Genomic DNA, 16,125 nt, shown 5'->3' with positions numbered 1-16,125 from the left:
TGGCGATCGAGAGCGAGACCCTGGTGCACCTCGATGGCAGCAACGAAACGCTCCTGCAAGAGACCCGGCGCAGCTACCACGAACTGCCCGGCGATGCGTTCCTGCACGGCCGCCCGGTCACTCAGCAGACCACCCTCAATGGCAAGACCAGCACCGCTTCCTACGCATACGAAAGGCTCACCAGCGCACTGGCTGGAGAAGCCGTGTTGCAAACCACTGAAACTTTCAGAGGTTTTGATGATGTACCCGGCACAAAGGAAGTCCGAAAAACCATCATCAGTGAAGACTCATTGCTTCACGGACAGCCATTGCTGAGCCGAGACGACAATGAAGTGCGAATTCGCTACACCTACGATTCACTGATTCGGGTAGTCAGTGAAACCGTCGCACCAGGCGAGGCGGAATTCGAAGCCACGCGCCAGTACGAGTACTTCCTGACATCGCTGGATGGACAGCAGGCCAGTCAGGTGGTGACCGATGTCAAAGGGGTGAAGACCCGTAGTCTTGTCGATGGCCTCAGCCGCCCGGTGTACGAAGAACGCCAGGATGCGGACAATCCGCTGCGCGCCGAGGCGTATCGGCAGACATGGGCGGCACGTTACGACCTGTTCGAGAATTTGATCGAGGATACTCAATACGACTGGAGGGGTGCACAACAGGTCGCCCTGACCAGCAAGCTGGAATATGACGCGTGGGGCATGCAGTGCAGTGTCACGGGGCCGGACGGCGTGAAGGTCCATGAGCGCACCAACCCGATAGGTAGCGCTCAGTGGAAAGGGCCGATCCAGAGCAGTTGGAGCGAGGGAGCAGAAAAGGTCAGCGGCAAGACGCTGACGTACCTGAATTTGTTCGAAAAGCCGGATCGTGTCGAGCGGTTCGAGACCGACGAAACGCTGGTCGGCAAGCACCAATATGGCTATGACGGGCTGGGACGCACCGTCGAGGAGACCGATGCCCGCGATGCCACCACGCAATACGAGTACGATTCGTTTGACCGGTTGATCACCAATATTCTGCCCGGCGGCGCTGTTGTACAACGCCGTTACGCCGAACACAGTTCCGAAGATTTGCCGACGCAAATCAGCGTTGACGGTATCGTACTTGGCGAGCAAACGTTCGATGGCCTGGATCGCATGAGCGAGTCTGTCACAGGAGGGCGCAGGCAACGCTTTACCTATAAACCGGGGCAAACCCGTCCGGCGACGGTCATCACCGCCAGCAATCAGGAGATTGCCTATGATTATCAGCCGCAACTGGGCGAGGAGCCCAGCATGCGACGCCTGCCTGATAAAGAACCGGCTCAATACGTGCGCGACGGTAAAAATGCGCGGTTGGTCAGTTGCAAGGAAGAAGGGCTGGAGTTGACTCGCCAATACTTCAGCACCGGTGAGGTCAAAAGCGAGTCACGGGTTCAGAACGGCAATGTCGACATCATGCACTACGACTACAGTCGCCAGGGCCTGTTGCTGAACTACACCGACGTACTTGAGCAGACCCAATCCTATACCTATGACCTGGCAGGGCGCCTGGAACACACCCGACTGGGCACCACCTCTTCAAGCTTTACGTATGACAGCCTGGGGCAACCGAGCACGATCAGTACTCGGGACAGCGCCAGTGGGCAACATGTGACCATCAGCCTGGAACACGATGGATTGGGGCGTGAGACAAAACGTACCTTCGATCTGAACGGCATCGAGCAACAACTGACGCAGGTCTACAACGAAGTCGACCTGTTGATGCGCAGAACGCTGCGCGAAGGCCCGACACTGCTGCGTGATGAAACCTATGAATATGATCCGCGCGGGCGCCTGGTGCTTTATCAGTGCGAGGGCAGCCAGCCCCCGGTGGATCCATATGGGAAAGCCATTATCAGTCAGCTGTTCAGGTTCGACGCCATGGATAACCTGACTCGTGTAACCACAACGTATCAGGGCCCCGGCGGCACCAGAAGTACCAATAACGCCGTTTATAGCTACACGGGTGTCGACCCGGCCCAACTGTCAAAAGTGACCAACTCGGCCTCGGCTGACGGGTATCCCGCTGTCATCGAACTTGAGTATGACGAGAACGGCAATTTGATTCGTGATGAAGTGCGTCGGGTGCTGGAATACGATGCGCTGAGCCGTTTGGTCAGTGTCAGCGCCTTGCCGGGCGAATCGCCGAGTGGCTATCGCTACGATCCGTTGGACACCTTGTCCGGGGTCGACAGTGGCAATGGGGAGCAGCAGCGTTTTTATCAGGGCGGCGAACTGACCAGTCTTAAACAGGGTGGCAACAGCATAAGCTTCCTGCGCGGCGATGGAGTTGTGCTCGCCGAGCACCAGGCAGGTGCTGACCCAAAGTCGTTGATGCTGGTCGCTGATCAGAAAAACACGTTATTGAGTGAGGTCGCCAGCGGCAGGGCCAATCACGTAGCGTTTACGCCCTATGGTCACCCCAGTGCGCAACAGCCGGTGATTGCGGGTTTGGGTTACAACGGCGAATTCAGCGAGCCGCAAACGGGCTGGCAACTGCTGGGTAATGGGTACCGCGCCTATAATCCTCGGCTGATGAAGTTTCATAGCCCGGACAGTTTCAGTCCGTTTGGGGAGGGTGGGGTGAATGCGTATGCGTATTGTGAGGGGGAGCCGGTTTTGAGTGCGGATCCGGATGGGCATTCAGTGTTTGGGAATTTTCTTCGGGTGTTTAGACCTACTACCAGGACCCATGCTAATCCAGACGTGGCTAGGATGCTGTTAGAAAATACTAAAAAACGCCCTGCATCGGTGTTTGATATTAAGGAGAAACATGTAAGTCAACTGGGCAAGGTTGCCAAATATCGAAATGAGGAATATTCAAAATTGCGCGCGGATGTTAGAGCGCATGGTGAAAATAGTGAACTTTTAGCCGAATACAAGGGCTCAGAGAATCTTAAAAGTGAATTAAGTTTCGGTGAGGTTTTAGAATTCGCGAAAGAAAAGGTTTCTGACGTAAGATTCATTCATACGTGGGCGGGAGAGCATGTCGGTAGGCCAGGAATCACTAAAGATGGTGCGCAGTTGTTAAAAGATAAGTTGAACGAATTCTCAAGGATCGCTGAAAAGACTAGGGGGCAGAAAGAGGAAGTGTTCAGTAGGGTTATAGAAGATCGACAGTATAAGAAAAATCAGGAAAATGCGATTGCCGGAGGTAAACCTAAAACTAATAAGCGAGACAATCAGAAACCTGGCTATAGGGGGTAAGCTACATCGCGTATTTATCTGTCCGACTAAACTGGATGGCACCGAAAGTGCTAACAGCCATCCAGTTTTTTGCCAGCCATTACATGTTAACCATGGCGAGTTGTCAGGCTGATTAATAACAAACCCTCACCCCAACCCACTCACCCGCGCAAACTCAACCAACCCACCGTCATGGTCAAGTCCCAACTTGTCCATGGCGGTTCTTTTTTGGCGGCTGATGGTTTTTTCGCTGCGGTTCAACTGCGCAGCAATCTGCCGGCCGGAGAACCCCTGGACAAACAACCTCACCACCTCCAGTTCACGCTCGGAAAGGCTGGCCAGTGGCAGGCGTGTGCCGCTGGCGGGCAAGGCGTGGGTTTCCAGCAGGGTGGCAAAGGTTGGACACACGTACAGACGCCCTTTAACCACCGTTTGCACCGCCCGCTTCAGCTCACTCAGGGGGCTGCGCTTGTCGAACAAACCACCAACGCCTGTGTTGAGCAGCGCTTGCAACAGTGAAGGGTTACGCAGCGTAGTCATCACGATCATCGGGATATGGCCGAAGTGGCGTTTGAGGTAACCCATCAAGGCCAATCCATCGGGCAAGCCTGCGTAGGGCATCGAGTAGTCGCTGATCAGCAGGTCGCAGGGGGTGTGCTGCAAAAGCCCGATCAGCTCTTTGGCATTATGGGCTTTGGCCACAATCGAGAGCGCCGGTGGCGTCGGCGTGGACAGGGCGATTTCGGCTCCCGCCAGCACGACCGGGTGATCGTCCGCGAAGATGATGCGTAGCGGGCTGCCGGGGCGGTGCCCGTACGATACGGGCGTATCGTCACAGGCACTGTCGCTGGGGGTTGAAGGAGTTGAGCAATGAGGCGTTTGATGCGGGTTCATGAAATGTCTCAACAGAGGGCGATGACACGCAGACCACTGTGGAGACACCGGTTCAAGGCATATGAATCAAACCCTGCTCCAGCGCCATGACCATGGCGATCCAGCGCGACCTCACACCGAATTTTCGGCGAATGTTGCAAAAGTGATAATTCACACCGGCCTCGGTACAACTGACGATCTGGCCGATCTCCCATGACGACTTGCCGGCGGCGCTCCACTGCAGGATTTCCTTTTCCCGGGTGGTGAGTTTGATCGCTTGTGGTGGCTTGCTCTCCCGGGGCACGAAGTTGACAGCAGTTGGCGATGATCGAACTGACACGGAATTGGTGCGATACATAATTGAATCTCCCATTCATCATCATTGACGGCGTGGGCGCGGCGGAATCCTCCTACTGCATGAAGGTGTGGTTCGCGCGGCCGCCCTACAGACACGGATATAGGCTGTAGGCACGACTCCCTTATAGCGCGATAAAACCCTCATGGAACCTGTCAGAAATTACAGGTGGCCGACTTTAGTTGAGAACCGGCGAAAAGACTGTCGGCTAATGCATCCTGATTTGTAGGAGACATCGCCGTCCTCATGAAGCCTACGTACCTTGTGGTAATTTTTTGATTGGACGGGCTTTTTTGTCGTGGACACCAGCGGGTGTGCCGAAAAAAGCACGGGCAAAAAAAACGGATGGGCACAGTCCGATCCCGCGTGCGGTGTAATGCCCGTCCGTCGAATTGAACGCCTGGCAGGTGCCTGCCAGGTTGCTGCCGGTGATCTGCAACGGCTTCGGGTTGCCAGTAGCAGAAAGAACCAGGCGTTCCACTAACAGTTCTGTCAGTGGTGCCGTAACAGCAAGCAATATCTAATGGCAGGCATAACAATCATTGCCTGAGGACTGTGCTGTGGTCGACCGTGAACATCCATCCGCATTGCCGCAACTGACATATGTTGCTCTTCCGGTCACGATTGCTGCGACCCCGCAATCAGAGTCGTCCATCAGCGTCATTTGGGGTTACATGGCCGGCGGCGGGCACACCGGTACTCGATTGCTGTGGGAGACAGAAGGGGGGATGGTCGGCGGGTTCGATGTCCCGATCAGTTCATTACGCTATGTCCTCACCGGCCTCAAACCTGATACTCGATACACGATAAAAGCCTTCGGGCTCAAGGGTAGCGAGGTCTCTCCCGGCAGCAAGGATGCGCAGGCCACCACCAAACCCGCATCCTCGCTGCCGGCCAGCCCGACGAATCTCGCCACGGCGCCTACGAAGGACACCATCTCATTGACCTGGTCCGGCCCCGCGAACGCCTCCATCTACAAGCTCAGCTATGGCCGGGCACCCAGTGGACCGGTGATTCGCAACGAAACAACCATGAGCATGGCGTACACGTTCAATGGATTGAGCGCGGGCACCTTGTATTACTTCGAAGTTCGTTCATCCAACAATGTGGGCGACTCGGCACCGGCGCGCATAACCCAACAGACGTTGCAGGTGCCCTCAATGCCTGGGGGGCTGCGAGCGACCGCTTCCATTTCAGCGATGGCCGTGGAGTGGTCTGCCTCCATCGGTGCGGTCGACTATGTGATTCGTTTTGGAGTAGAACCCGGTGGTCCCGTGACGACGCTGACCACGCAGCTATTGCGGCATCCGCTGGAAAACCTGATCAAAAATACGCTTTATTTTATCGAGGTCAGTGCTCGTAACCACAACGGTGAATCAGCCCCGGCACGCACCACCCAGAAGACCCTTGATGGCCCGCCACTGCCTCCCAAACCTGGCAGCCTGCACGTCGTCACCACCCATGATGCTGTCAGTATCGTTTGGGCCCCACCGCAATCGGCCGGCTACCTGGTCAGCATCGGAATCGAAACTGCGCAACGCGAGGTTTTCGCTACAGAAGCCACGCCGTACATGAACCATCGCTTTCAAGGCCTGCGTCCCGACACTCGATATTTCATTGAGGTGCGTGCAACCAATGCCAGTGGTGAATCCGAACCCTCCCTGGCCAGTGCGTCGACCCCAACTTTTCAGGCCCCTCAAGACCTTTCCGTCGATGGACTCACAGATGATTCAGCGCGCTTGAGCTGGCGTGCGAATGCGGATTACACGACACAGACGCAATATGAGATTTATCTGGGCAATCAGCTTCTGATGACGCAAACCGAAAGCACCTGCCGGATCACCGGGCTGATCGAGCAGAGCGGGTATGAAGCCAAAGTGCGAGCCAAAGGCATCGGGAAATACGGCTTGGGGGACTATTTCTCCGGGTTCGTGTCGAAGCGATTCAACACACCGGCTTACGATGGCGTCCGCATCTGCGCGCCCGGAAACTTGAGGGGCACTCGCAACACCGCCACAACCGTGTTGCTCAGTTGGGACGATTCCTACGAAAGGTGCGATTTGTGTCCCAATGCCGTGGGCTATGAGGTATCCGGAGCCGGCATCGCGACCATCAACGTGGCGCGACCGCCGTGCGAAATATCCGGCTTGAGCACCGATCGCCAGTACCTGTTTTCGGTTCGGGCACGTGCAGGCGGGAACAACGTTTCGTCGCCAGCCGATTGTTTGATCGGTGCGTGTCCGGACACGCCATCCTCTTTGCAAGTTACCGGCATTACGGGCACTGGCGCAACGCTGGCATGGTCGATCCCGGCGGGCAACGTGGCCGTGGCCGATTACCTGGTTGCCTGCGATGGTTGGTTCGTTGGTGCAACCCGTGAAATGGAATACACCTTCTCGTTGTTGGAGCCCGGAAAGACTTACCGCGTGGAGGTCCGGGCGCGCAGTGGAGCAGGAGGACTGTCTGCCCCGGTGACCGCGACATTCACCACAGGCGATACATCAAATTCACCGCGCAATCTGCACGTCACGGAGAATGAAAGCCACAGGGTCTCCATTGTCTGGGACCCGCCATTGGGGCCTTCGCCGATTGGCTACAGGGTCAGTGTGCTGTGGACGCCAACCGACGTTATCCAGCCAGAACACACCCTGTTCAACCTGATCCCCGGATTGCCACTCAATATCGCCGTGTGCAGTCGTTTTGCAGCAGACGTTGTGTCGGATTGGGTGTATGTCCAGGTCTTGCCGAAACCTTAGCGCGAGGCCTGGCTTCCCAGATCACGCCAATGCACTCAACCACGCCGAACCCAGCAGTAACAGCGCCATGAAGCGATTGAACCGTTGCATCGCGTGGGGTGAGCGCAACCAACGGCTGGAGCCCGCGCCGAGCAATGCCCAAACCCCGAGGCAGGGCAATGAAATCAGGAAAAACGCCAGGGACAGGTACATCACATGCACAAGCCGGTCTTCACCCACCCCGGCGAACACACTGACCACCGCCAGCGCCATCATCCAGGTTTTCGGGTTGATCCATTGCAAGCCGGCCGCGCCGAGCAAACCAAGGCGCTGCCCGGCCTGCGCAGTGGCAGTGGCAGTGGCAATGGCAATGGCAACGGCAGGGGCGCGATAGATTTGCCAGGCCAGAAAACTCAGCCATGCCACGCCAGCCCACTGCATGAGCGTTTGCAGCTGGGGCCATTGAGTCAGTGAAGAACCGGCACCCGTACCCACCAAAAGCACAAGCATCGCGGCGCTGGCGCAAGCGCCAAGGATGATCGGAACCGCAGCGGCCAAACCGAATCGGGCGCTGTTGCTCAGCACCAGAATATTGGTCGGACCGGGGGTGATCGACGCCACAAAGGCGAACAGCAGAAAGGGCAGCAACGTCGGGAAAGAGGACAGCATCGCAGGCAGACTCCGGTGAAAATCAGTACGTTGATATTCACAGTCGCCGGTATTACCTGTCTGGAAGATTTGAGCAGCGCTTGCGGTACAGCGCCGGCGTCAGGCCGTAGGCGCGCATGAACCAGCGCCCAAGATGGCTCTGGTCGGCAAAACCCAGTGCCATCGCCACCGCTGCCGGCTGTTCGCCACGGGCCAGCATCCGCCGCGCCGTGGCCAGGCGCAATTGCACCAGATACGCGTGGGGCGCCATTCCATAGGCCGCCTTGAACGCGCGGGTCAGGCGGAAGCGGTCGACGCCAGTGACTACTGCCAGTTGATCGAGGCCGATGTCGTATTGCGCGTTGGCATGCAGGTATTCCCGGGCTTTCTGCGCCACCCGTGGCAGACGCGGGTCCTGGCCATCGCGGGCGCGCCAGTGCAAATGGCTGGTCAGGCGTTCGAGCAAGCCGTCGAGGGCGGTCTGGCGGACGATCTTCAGTTCACCGCGATGCAGGGTCTCAAACGCCAGGCTGGTGGCCTGGGCCAGGCGCGCATCGCTGGCCAGAGTGGCGGCGAAGCTCAGCTGGCTGTTGTCGGGGGCATGATCGAACACGGCGCCGAGTTCGCGCTGCAACCACTGTGGGTCGAGGTACAGCATGCGGTAGGTGAAACCGTCGGCGGTCGGCGCTTCACCGTCATGGATGTCACCGGGCTCCAGCAGAAATACCTTGCCCGGCGTGCTCTGGTGCCTGGCCCGTCGGCAATTGAATTGCTGGACCCCTTGCTCGGTGACGCCCACCAGATAGCTGTCATGCCAGTGCGGGTCGTAGGCGTGGCCTTCGAAATGCGCGCGCAGGGTCTCGATGCCGGTGTCGGCATCCTGGGCCAGGTCGATCCAGTTGTGAGCGCTCATGGGGCACCTGCGAAACGGTTTGCCGGACTATTTAACGCCTCGGCCAGGGCCATGCCTAGAACGTTTGTGCAGTCATCAGCCGAACAGGCCGGCGGCGATGTTGATCGAGAACCCGAGAATCGCGGTGTTGAACACAAAACCGATCAACGACTGCGCGAGCACGATCTTGCGCATGTCCCGCGTGGCCACGCCGACATCCGAGGTTTGCACCGCCACGCCGATGGTGAACGAGAAGTACAGGAAGTCCCAGTAGTTGGGGGTCGTCAGCCCTTCGGCAAAACGCAGCGCCGGCTCCTTGCCGTCCCAGATGTAATAAAGCCGGGCGTAATGCAGGCTGAAGATGACCCCGATCAGTAGCCATGAACCGATCACGGTCAGGGCGGTGAAGCCGTAATGCAAAAGCTTGCGCGTGGTTTCCAGGTCTTTGCTGCCGGCCAGTTCGAAGGTGATCGTCGCCAGGCTGGCCAGTGCCGCAATGCACACCAGCGCCAGCACCAGCCCGGCGTTTTCGTCTTCGATTTCGGCGATGCGTTTCACGTCTGGCGCTTTCGAGCGCATGGTGAGCCAGAGCATCAGCAGCAGGTAGATCCAGACGCCGGCATTCCAGCCGATGAGGATCTTGCTGATGGGCGAATCCGATGGAACCAGAATGCCCACCACGATGCCCAGGAGGATGGCGGCGGACAGGCGAGGGTGGGTGCGGGTGAGGAAGGACATGGAGGCTCGATGGGTTGGGGCTTTGCAAACACCTTAGCCCAGGTGAACACAATCTTGAAACCACAGAGGTCTCCTTGTAGGAGTGAGCCTGCTCGCGATAGCTGTGTGTCAGTCGACGATGATGTTGACTGATAGTCCGCCATCGCGAGCAGGCTCGCTCCTACAGAGGTTATTGTTTTGTCAGGTGTTTTTGTGGCGTTTGCGCACCAGTTTCATCACCACCACAAAAAACACCGGCACGAACACCACGGCCAGCGTCGCCGTGATCATCCCGCCGATCACCCCGGTGCCGATGGCCTGTTGGCTCGCCGAGCTGGCGCCGGTGGCGATCGCCAGCGGCACCACGCCAAGGATGAACGCCAGGGAGGTCATGACAATCGGCCGCAACCGCAGGCGTGCCGCTTGCAGGGTGGCGTCGATCAGGTCGTGGCCTTCGTCGTACAGGCTCTTGGCGAACTCGATGATCAGGATCGCGTTCTTCGCCGACAGACCGATGATGGTGATCAGCCCGACCTTGAAGAACACGTCGTTGGGCATCCCGCGCAAGGTCACGGCCAGCACCGCGCCGAGCACGCCCAGCGGTACCACCAGCAGCACCGAGGTCGGAATGGACCAGCTCTCGTACAACGCCGCGAGGCACAGGAACACGATCAACAGCGACAGCCCCAGCAGGATCGGCGCCTGGCTGCCGGACAAACGTTCCTGCAGCGACAACCCGGTCCATTCCTGGCCCAGGCCCGCCGGACCTTGTGCCACCAGACGTTCGATCTCGGCCATGGCCTCACCGGTGCTATGGCCCGGGGTCGGTTCACCGGAAATACTGATCGCCGGGTAGCCGTTGTAGCGGGTCAACTGCGCCGGGCCCTGGGTCCACTTGGCCTGCACGAAGGCCGACAAGGGCACCATTTTTCCGTGGGTGTTGCGTACGTGGATCTTCAGCAGGTCTTCCACCTGGCTGCGCTGGTCGCCCTCGGCCTGCACCACCACGCGCTGCATCCGCCCCTGATTGGGGAAGTCGTTGATGTAGGCCGAGCCCACGGCCGTGGACAGCACGTTGCCGACGTCGGCGAAGGACACTCCCAGCGCGTTGGCCTGCTTGCGGTCGACCACCAGTTGCACCTGCGGCGCTTCGGCCAGGGCGCTTTCACGCACGTTCATCAGGATCGGGCTTTTTTGCGCCGCCGCGAGTAATTCGGTGCGGGCTTCCATCAAGTTTTCATGGCCGAGACCGCCGCGATCCTGCAGGCGAAACTCGAATCCGCTGGACGTACCCAGGCCATCCACGGGCGGCGGCAGCACGGCAAACGTCACCGCGTCCTTGATCTGGCTGAGGGCGACGTTGGCCCGGTCGGCAATCGAAGCCGCCGAATCGTCGCTGCCTCGCTCGGACCAGTCTTTTAGCGTGCTGAACGCCAGCGCCGCATTCTGCCCGCTGCCGGAAAAGCTGAAACCCAGAATCACCACGCTGTCGCGAATGCCCGGCTCGCCGGCGTTGTGCGCTTCAACCTGCTCGGCCACCTGCACCGTGCGATTCTTGCTCGCACCCGGCGGCAACTGGATGTCGGTGATGGTGTAACCCTGGTCTTCTACCGGCAGGAACGAGGAGGGCAAGCGACTGAAAGCCAGGCCCAGACCGATCAGCAGCACGCCGTAGATCAGCAGGTAGCGCCCGGTGCGTTTCAACGCGTAGGCGACCCAGCCCTGATAACGGTCGGTCAGTTGTTCGAAGCGACGGTTGAACCAGCCGAAGAACCCGGTCTTTTCATGGTGCTCGCCTTTGGCAATCGGCTTGAGCAACGTCGCGCACAGGGCCGGTGTCAAGGTCAGGGCGAGGAAGGCCGAGAACAGGATAGAGGTGGCCATCGACAGCGAGAACTGCTGGTAAATCACCCCGACCGAGCCCTGCATGAACGCCATCGGAATGAACACCGCGACCAGCACCAGGGTGATGCCGATGATGGCCCCGGTGATCTGCTGCATGGCCTTGCGCGTGGCTTCCTTGGGCGACAGGCCCTCGGTGGCCATGATCCGCTCGACGTTCTCCACCACCACGATGGCGTCGTCCACCAGAATGCCGATGGCCAGCACCATGCCGAACATGGTCAGCACGTTGATCGAAAACCCCAGCGCCAGCATCGTCGCAAAGGTGCCCATCAACGCCACCGGCACCACCAGGGTCGGAATCAGCGTGTAGCGGATGTTCTGCAGGAACAGGAACATCACCGCGAACACCAACAGCATGGCCTCGCCGAGGGTGTAGACCACCTTGGTGATCGAGACCTTGACGAAAGGCGAGGTGTCGTACGGGATCGAGTACTCGACGTTCGCCGGGAAGTAGCGCTTGAGTTCGTCCATCTTCGCCCGCACCAGTGTCGCGGTGTTCAGCGCGTTGGCACCGGGAGACAGTTGCACGGCGACGGCGGTGGACGGTTTGCCGTTCAGGCGCGTGGAAAACTGGTATTCCTGGCTGCCGATCTCGACCCGCGCCACATCGCTGATGCGCACGGTCGAGCCGTCCGGATTGGCCTTGAGGACGATGTCGGCAAACTCTTCGGGGGTCGAGAGCTGACCCTTGACCAGAATGGTCGCGGTGATTTCCTGGGTGGTGCGGGTCGGCAGATCGCCGATGCTGCCCGCCGACACCTGGGCGTTTTGCGCGACGATGGCGGTGTTGACGTCCGCCGGCGTCAGGTTGAAGGCCAGCAGTTTCTGCGGGTCGATCCAGATCCGCATCGCCCGTTCGGCGCCGTACAGCTGCGCCTTGCCGACGCCGTCCAGCCGCTTGACCTCGTTCATCACGTTGCGCGCCAGGTAGTCGCTGAGCGCCACGTCGTCGAGCTTGCCGTCACTGGAGGTCAGGGTGATCAACAGCAGGAAACCGGAGGAGACTTTCTCCACCTGCAAACCTTGCTGGATGACCGCTTGCGGCAGGCGTGACTCCACGGCTTTGAGGCGGTTCTGCACATCCACCTGGGCCAGTTCCGGGTTGGTGCCCGGCTGGAAAGTGGCCTTGATGGTGGCGCTGCCCAGGCTGCTCTGTGATTCGAAATACAACAGGTGATCGGCGCCGTTGAGCTCTTCCTCGATCAGGCTGACCACGCTCTCGTCCACGGTTTGCGCCGAAGCGCCCGGGTACACGGCGTAGATTTCGATTTGTGGCGGCGCAACATCCGGGTATTGCGCCACCGGCAGTTGCGGAATAGCCAGCGCACCGGCCAGCAGGATGAACAGGGCAACCACCCAGGCGAACACCGGGCGGTCGATAAAGAACTGCGGCATAAAGAAGCGTCCTGCTTACTGACCAGTCGCCTGGGCAAGTGGAAGAGGGGTGTCGTCGATTTGCACTTTCTCGCCGGGACGGGCGTGCTGCAGGCCCTCGATGACGATACGGTCGCCTGCTTTCAGGCCGCCGGTGACGATCCAGCGGTCGTTCTGCACCGCGCCCAGTTCGACCGGTTGTTGCCCGACCCGCTGTTCGGCGTCGAGCAGCAGCACCTGGGCGATGCCGGCGCTGTCGCGCTGGATGGCCCGTTGCGGCACGCTGATACCCTGCTGGTTGACCGCTTGTTCCAGGCGTACGCGCACGAAACTGCCGGGCAGCAAGTCGAGGTCGGGGTTGGGGAACTCGCTGCGCAGGATGATCTGGCCGGTGCCGGGGTCGACGGTGATGTCGCTGAACAGCATCTTGCCCGGCAGCGGGTAGAGGCTGCCGTCATCCTGAATCAGCGTGGCCTTGGCCTGGTCCTGGCCGACCTGCTGCAACTGGCCGGAACGGAAGGCGCGGCGAAGTTCGTTGAGTTCGCGGGTGGACTGGGTCAGGTCGGCATGAATCGGGTTCAGTTGCTGAATCAATGCCAGCGGCGTGGTTTCGTTCTGCCCGACCAGCGCGCCTTCGGTGACCAGCGCGCGCCCGATACGCCCGGAAATCGGCGCGATGACGGTGGCGTAACCGAGGTTCAACCGGGCGCGTTCCACCGCGGCCTTGTTGCCGGCGACGTCGGCAGCCGTCTGCCGGACGTTGGCCCGGGCGTTGTCGTAGTCCTGGCCGCTGACGGCCTTGTCGTCGATCAACCGGGCGTAGCGCTGTTCCTGCAATCTGGCCTGGAACGCGTTGGCTTCGGCCTTGCGCAACGCCGCTTCGGCACTGTCCAAGTCAGCCTTGAACGGCGCAGGGTCGATGCGGAACAATACATCGCCCTGTTTCACGTCACTGCCTTCGCGGAAGGTGCGCTGCAAGACCACGCCAGCCACGCGGGCACGCACTTCGGCCATGCGCGGTGCGGCAATCCGCCCGCTCAGTTCGCTGCTGATGGTCAGTGGCCGCGCTTCGATGGTCTCGATGCGAACCGTGGCCAGCGGCGCCTGTTCCTCGGCGTTCGAGGACTTGTCACACGCGCCCAGTGTCAACGCCAGTGCAATCAGACTGAGCCTGGCAAGCAGATTCTTCGACATGTAATACCCCAATAAAGACCCCCAGCATCCTACTGGGCGAAGGCGAGGGTAGCGGTGAAGCTTTGTTGGTGCTGTGTGAAATTGTGTAAGGGTTTTACTCAGATGGGCGTGAGGGCTATATCCTTCAGTTCTTGATTTCAATTGCGCCAGATAGATTGCTATCGCGAGCAGGCTCGCGATGGCGGCGTATCTGGCGCCACAGCTCTTTCTGGAAACACCCCATGCCCAACATCCTCCTGGTCGAAGACGACACCGCCCTCGCCGAACTGATTGCCAGCTACCTGGAACGCAACGGTTATTCCGTCAGCGTGATCGGTCGCGGTGACCATGTGCGCGAACGTGCGCGGCTCAATCCGCCGGACCTGGTGATCCTCGACCTGATGCTGCCCGGCCTCGACGGCCTGCAAGTCTGTCGCCTGCTGCGTGCCGATTCGGCGACCTTGCCGATCCTGATGCTTACCGCCCGCGACGACAGCCACGACCAGGTCCTGGGCCTGGAAATGGGAGCCGACGACTACGTCACCAAACCCTGCGAGCCGCGGGTGCTGCTGGCCCGGGTGCGGACCTTGCTGCGCCGTAGCAGCCTCAGCGAGCCGCAGACCGCCAACGACCGCATTCTGATGGGCAACCTGTGCATCGATTTGTCCGAACGCACCGTGACCTGGCGCGAGCAATTGGTGGAGTTGTCCAGCGGTGAGTACAACCTGCTGGTGGTGCTGGCCCGGCATGCCGGCGAAGTGTTGAGCCGCGACCAGATCCTGCAACGCCTGCGCGGTATCGAATTCAACGGCACCGACCGTTCGGTGGACGTGGCGATTTCCAAGCTGCGACGCAAGTTCGACGACCACGCAGGAGAGGCGCGCAAGATCAAGACCGTGTGGGGCAAGGGTTACCTGTTCAGCCGTTCCGAGTGGGAATGCTGAGCCGATGTTCAGAATCCTCTTTCGTTTGTACCTGGTGACCATCGTCTCGTTCAGCGCCGCGATCTACCTGGTGCCGGATCTGGTGGTCAAGGTGTTCCACGAGCGCTTTGTCACCTACAACCTCGATTACTCGCGAGGGCTGCAAACGCTGATCGTCAAACAGTTCCACGGGGTCCCGGCCGAACAGTGGCCGACCCTGGCCGCTGAAATGGACAAGGACTTCTCTCCTCTGCACATCGTGCTCAGCAGCAATGACGACAGCAGCCTGACCCCTGATGAACGGCAGCGCTTGCGCCGCGGCGAGAACGTCGTGCGCGTGGGCGACTGGGGCTGGCGCACGCTGGCGGTCGCGCCGCTGAATGAGCGCACCGTGGTGCAGATGGTCGTGCCACCGGACCCGCTGGACGTCAACCTGTTGTACTGGAGCATCAACGTCCTGATCGGCGCGACCATGCTCGCGTGCCTGCTGCTGTGGCTGCGCCCGCACTGGCGTGACCTGGAACGCCTCAAGGGCGCGGCCGAACGCTTTGGCAAGGGCCACTTGGGCGAGCGCACGCAAATCTCCCCGAGTTCCAACATCGGCAGCCTGGCCAGTGTGTTCGACACCATGGCCGGCGATATCGAGAACCTGCTCAACCAGCAGCGGGACTTGCTCAATGCGGTGTCCCACGAATTGCGCACGCCGTTGACGCGCCTGGACTTCGGCTTGGCGCTGGCCCTGTCCGACGACTTGCCGGCGGCCAGCCGTGAGCGCCTGCAAAGCCTGGTGGCGCACATTCGTGAACTCGATGAGCTGGTACTGGAGCTGCTGTCCTACAGTCGCCTGCAAAACCCGGCGCGGCTGCCGGAGCAGGTCGAAGTGTCGCTGGATGAATTCATCGACAGCATTCTCGGCAGCGTCGACGAAGAACAGGAATCCCCGGAAATCGTCATCGACGTGCTGCTGCACGGCCAGTTCGAACGCTTCAGCCTGGACCCGCGCCTGACCGCCCGCGCCCTGCAAAACCTGCTGCGCAACGCCATGCGCTACTGCGAGAAGCGTATTCAGATCGGTGTGCAGGTCGATGCCGGCGGCTGTGAAATCTGGGTCGACGATGACGGCATCGGCATTCCGGACGACGAGCGCGAGCGGATCTTCGAACCCTTCTACCGCCTCGACCGCAGCCGCGACCGCGCCACGGGTGGTTTCGGCCTGGGACTGGCGATCAGCCGCCGCGCACTGGAGGCCCAGGGCGGCACACTGACGGTAGAAGCCTCGCCGCTGGGCGGGGCGCGGTTTCGGTTGTGGTTGCCGGCTTCGGCTTGA

The 16,125-nt window shown here is 60.0% G+C and carries 12 protein-coding genes; 4 read left to right on the top strand and 8 right to left on the bottom strand.

The window, feature by feature from the left end; genetic code table 11:
• Positions 1-23 precede the first annotated feature (23 nt).
• Positions 24-3,224, top strand: coding sequence for an RHS repeat domain-containing protein (locus KGA96_RS14100; RefSeq protein ID WP_223513271.1), 3,201 nt, complete (start codon positions 24-26; stop codon positions 3,222-3,224).
• Positions 3,225-3,350: 126 nt separating this feature from the next.
• Here KGA96_RS14100 and KGA96_RS14095 read toward each other — a convergent pair whose 3' ends face one another.
• The 3 genes from KGA96_RS14095 to KGA96_RS14085 form a co-directional block, all read right to left on the bottom strand.
• A complete protein-coding gene (locus tag KGA96_RS14095; protein WP_223513268.1) occupies positions 3,351-4,097 on the bottom strand; it encodes a response regulator transcription factor in 747 nt (248 codons plus the stop codon).
• A gap of 52 nt (positions 4,098-4,149) precedes the next feature.
• Positions 4,150-4,434, bottom strand: coding sequence for a helix-turn-helix transcriptional regulator (locus tag KGA96_RS14090; protein ID WP_046042125.1), 285 nt, complete (start codon positions 4,432-4,434; stop codon positions 4,150-4,152).
• A gap of 250 nt (positions 4,435-4,684) precedes the next feature.
• A complete protein-coding gene (locus KGA96_RS14085) occupies positions 4,685-4,912 on the bottom strand; it encodes a hypothetical protein (RefSeq protein WP_046042124.1) in 228 nt (75 codons plus the stop codon).
• Positions 4,913-4,991: 79 nt separating this feature from the next.
• Here KGA96_RS14085 and KGA96_RS14080 point away from each other — a divergent pair, with 79 nt between their 5' ends.
• Positions 4,992-7,187, top strand: a complete 2,196-nt coding sequence (locus KGA96_RS14080) for a fibronectin type III domain-containing protein (protein WP_080925344.1) — start codon at positions 4,992-4,994, stop codon at positions 7,185-7,187.
• A 21-nt stretch (positions 7,188-7,208) separates the two neighbouring features.
• On the opposite strand, the gene KGA96_RS14075 is transcribed toward KGA96_RS14080, so the two are convergent.
• From KGA96_RS14075 to KGA96_RS14055, 5 genes are all read right to left on the bottom strand, one after another.
• Positions 7,209-7,835: a LysE family translocator gene (locus KGA96_RS14075; protein WP_046042122.1), complete on the bottom strand. Its 627-nt coding sequence runs from the start codon at positions 7,833-7,835 to the stop codon at positions 7,209-7,211.
• A gap of 52 nt (positions 7,836-7,887) precedes the next feature.
• Positions 7,888-8,727, bottom strand: a complete 840-nt coding sequence (locus tag KGA96_RS14070) for an AraC family transcriptional regulator (protein ID WP_046042121.1) — start codon at positions 8,725-8,727, stop codon at positions 7,888-7,890.
• A gap of 75 nt (positions 8,728-8,802) precedes the next feature.
• A complete protein-coding gene (locus KGA96_RS14065; RefSeq protein ID WP_223513266.1) occupies positions 8,803-9,444 on the bottom strand; it encodes a DUF1345 domain-containing protein in 642 nt (213 codons plus the stop codon).
• 180 nt (positions 9,445-9,624) lie between these two features.
• Complete coding sequence (locus tag KGA96_RS14060) at positions 9,625-12,723, bottom strand: efflux RND transporter permease subunit (RefSeq protein ID WP_223513264.1); 3,099 nt, start codon at positions 12,721-12,723, stop codon at positions 9,625-9,627.
• 15 nt (positions 12,724-12,738) lie between these two features.
• Positions 12,739-13,896 carry an efflux RND transporter periplasmic adaptor subunit gene (locus KGA96_RS14055; protein ID WP_223513262.1) on the bottom strand — a complete coding sequence of 386 codons (1,158 nt, stop codon included), beginning with the start codon at positions 13,894-13,896 and terminating at the stop codon, positions 12,739-12,741.
• A gap of 221 nt (positions 13,897-14,117) precedes the next feature.
• Between KGA96_RS14055 and KGA96_RS14050 the strand changes: the two genes are divergently transcribed.
• Both KGA96_RS14050 and KGA96_RS14045 read left to right on the top strand, forming a co-directional pair.
• Positions 14,118-14,819, top strand: coding sequence for a response regulator transcription factor (locus tag KGA96_RS14050; protein ID WP_007985461.1), 702 nt, complete (start codon positions 14,118-14,120; stop codon positions 14,817-14,819).
• A gap of 4 nt (positions 14,820-14,823) precedes the next feature.
• Positions 14,824-16,125, top strand: coding sequence for an ATP-binding protein (locus KGA96_RS14045; protein ID WP_223466723.1), 1,302 nt, complete (start codon positions 14,824-14,826; stop codon positions 16,123-16,125).

Source organism: Pseudomonas sp. GL-R-26, from assembly GCF_019947365.1.
GTDB lineage: Bacteria > Pseudomonadota > Gammaproteobacteria > Pseudomonadales > Pseudomonadaceae > Aquipseudomonas.
Note: the sequence above shows the minus strand (reverse complement) of the source record. Positions and strands in the feature narration are given on the sequence as shown.